This window comes from Mycolicibacterium chlorophenolicum (genome assembly GCF_001044235.1).
Lineage (GTDB): Bacteria > Actinomycetota > Actinomycetes > Mycobacteriales > Mycobacteriaceae > Mycobacterium > Mycobacterium chlorophenolicum.
The window spans coordinates 1-2,601 of sequence record NZ_JYNL01000049.1; the positions used below are offsets into that span (position 1 = coordinate 1).

Genomic DNA, 2,601 nt, shown 5'->3' on the forward strand with positions numbered 1-2,601 from the left:
GGCCGCGCGTCAGGCGGTCAGCACAACGCTCGTCGCTACCGGGAAGCAGGTCTGTCAGGTCGAGAGCCAGGGTCCTATTCGTGGGCGTTCCGTCGTGGCCGAGCCGGCTCACCCTCTCGCCGTTGCGATCTGCCATACATGCAATAATACGCATGTGTGCATATGAACCGTCAACCCTCGTCCACGAAGTCAGCCACGTCGGCACGATGCGTCACACCGATGTCGATTGAGCGGATGCATCGACCAGAAAGATTCGATGGCGAGCGCGGCGCCGCCGAGAGACAATCGCCGCCGCCCACGTCCGGCGTGCGGGCGGCTGCCACGACCCGTGAACGTTCACGGCGTGTCTAGCCCATCGCATGACGGAGGGTGGGGGTCATCAAGGAGATATCCGAAGCCATTGAGCCGCATATCCGTTCGGAGCGGTGGGCTCGGTCGATTAGCTGATAGCCATTTCCTGAGCGCGGCGGCTTGGTGCTCGCGGGAGGCATCGACCACGCCGGCGTCGTCGAGAACGAAGTAACAGAGGGTTGCTTCGCCGTAACGACCGTCGATCATGCCCACGTCGGCAGTTGCCCTAACGTCGGCTGCCGCGACGCGAATTTCGAGGAGCGTCCAATCGGCGGGCGATCCTGAACCTGGACGCCGGCGCAACCATTCCTGGAACTCCACGTGTAACGCGGACGGCAGGGGGTGCCCGCTGCGGGATAGGGCTGTGACCACCACCAGTAGGGCCTGGCTCGGCTCACCAACATGTAGCGCCGTGAGCGCGGCCAAACGCTGCTCTTCTGATAGGCAGGGTTCGGCGGCCTCCCACATCACCTCAGCCATCTCGAAGTCTCCCCTGATCACTTCGACGGCCCAGGCGATTCGCCGACCCACCTTGGCTTCGACCGCGGGCGCATCTGCCTCAGAATCCGAACGTCCTGCGAATGGCGTTGCATCAGAATGGAATGGCGTACTTTCTCGCTTTTCGGCATCATGGCGGGCCGTTTAGGTGCGCACTTCGACGTCGTCGATCCTGGTGACGTCGCCGTCCTCGGGACCGTGCGCGCGACCCACGTGGGCTTCGGCGCGCATCCGCTCGACCATGTGCGGGTAGTGCAGCTCGAAGGCTGGACGCTCCGACCGGATGCGGGGCAGCTCGGTGAAGTTGTGCCGCGGCGGCGGGCAGCTGGTGGCCCACTCGAGCGAATTGCCATAGCCCCACGGATCGTCGACGGTGACGACCTCGCCGTAGCGCCAGCTCTTGAAGATGTTCCACAGGAACGGCAGCGTCGAGGCGCCCAGGATGAATGCACCGATGGTGGACACGATGTTCAGCGTGGTGAAGCCGTCGCTGGGCAGGTAGTCGGCGTAGCGGCGCGGCATGCCCTCGTTGCCCNAATGCTTCGCCGAGGTCTTTTCGCGTTGCGGCTGCGACGACGGGGTCGCCGGTGGAGGCGCCCAGGATGAATGCACCGATGGTGGACACGATGTTCAGCGTGGTGAAGCCGTCGCTGGGCAGGTAGTCGGCGTAGCGGCGCGGCATGCCCTCGTTGCCCAGCCAGTGCTGCACCAGGAACGTGGTGTGGAAGCCGATGAAGGTTAGCCAAAAGTGCAGCTTGCCCAGCCGCTCGTCGAGCAACCGGCCCGTCATCTTCGGGAACCAGAAGTAGATCCCCGCATAGGTGGCGAACACGATGGTGCCGANCCGGCCCGTCATCTTCGGGAACCAGAAGTAGATCCCCGCATAGGTGGCGAACACGATGGTGCCGAACAGCACGTAGTGGAAGTGCGCGATCACGAAATAGCTGTCGGTGACCTGGAAGTCGATCGGTGGGCTGGCCAGCAGCACCCCGGACAGACCACCGAGCAGGAACGTCACTATGAAGCCGACGGAGAACAGCATCGGCGTCTCGAACGTCAACTGCCCCTTCCNGGGCTGGCCAGCAGCACCCCGGACAGACCACCGAGCAGGAACGTCACTATGAAGCCGACGGAGAACAGCATCGGCGTCTCGAACGTCAACTGCCCCTTCCACATCGTGCCGATCCAGTTGAAGAACTTGATGCCCGTCGGTACCGCGATCAGGAACGTCATGAACGAGAAGAACGGCAACAGCACCGCACCGGTGGCGTACATGTGGTGCGCCCACACCGCCACCGACAGCGCCGCGATACCGAGCGTCGCGTAGATCAGGGTCGTGTAGCCGAAGATCGGCTTACGGCTGAACACCGGGAAGATCTCCGACACGATGCCGAAGAACGGCAGCGCAATGATGTACACCTCTGGATGGCCGAAGAACCAGAACAAGTGCTGCCACAGCAACACACCTCCGTTCGCCGGGTCGTACACGTGCGCGCCCAGGTGGCGGTCAGCGGCCAACGCGAACAATGCCGCGGTCAGCAGCGGAAACGCCAGCAGCACCAGGATCGACGTCACCAGGATGTTCCAGGTGAAGATCGGCATCCGAAACATCGTCATGCCCGGCGCACGCATACACACCACGGTGGTGATCATGTTGACCGCGCCTAAAATCGTGCCCAGCCCGCCGACGATCAGGCCGAGAATCCAGAGGTCGGCGCCGGCGCCTGGTGAATTGATCGCACTAGACAAGGG

1 protein-coding gene and 4 pseudogenes are annotated in these 2,601 nt (G+C 63.3%); all 5 read right to left on the reverse strand.

What is annotated here, in order from left to right:
* Window positions 1-336: 336 nt before the first annotated feature.
* Window positions 337-831, reverse strand: coding sequence for a hypothetical protein (locus tag MCHLDSM_RS19480; protein ID WP_041801146.1), 495 nt, complete (start codon window positions 829-831; stop codon window positions 337-339).
* Between the two features lie 162 nt (window positions 832-993).
* Window positions 994-1,384: pseudogene (locus MCHLDSM_RS37345) on the reverse strand (cytochrome ubiquinol oxidase subunit I); the annotation flags it as partial.
* A 1-nt stretch (window position 1,385) separates the two neighbouring features.
* A pseudogene (locus MCHLDSM_RS39555) lies at window positions 1,386-1,692 on the reverse strand (cbb3-type cytochrome c oxidase subunit I); the annotation flags it as partial.
* Between the two features lies 1 nt (window position 1,693).
* Window positions 1,694-1,920, reverse strand: a pseudogene (locus tag MCHLDSM_RS39560) (cbb3-type cytochrome c oxidase subunit I); the annotation flags it as partial.
* A 1-nt stretch (window position 1,921) separates the two neighbouring features.
* A pseudogene (locus MCHLDSM_RS39565) lies at window positions 1,922-2,601 on the reverse strand (cbb3-type cytochrome c oxidase subunit I); the annotation flags it as partial.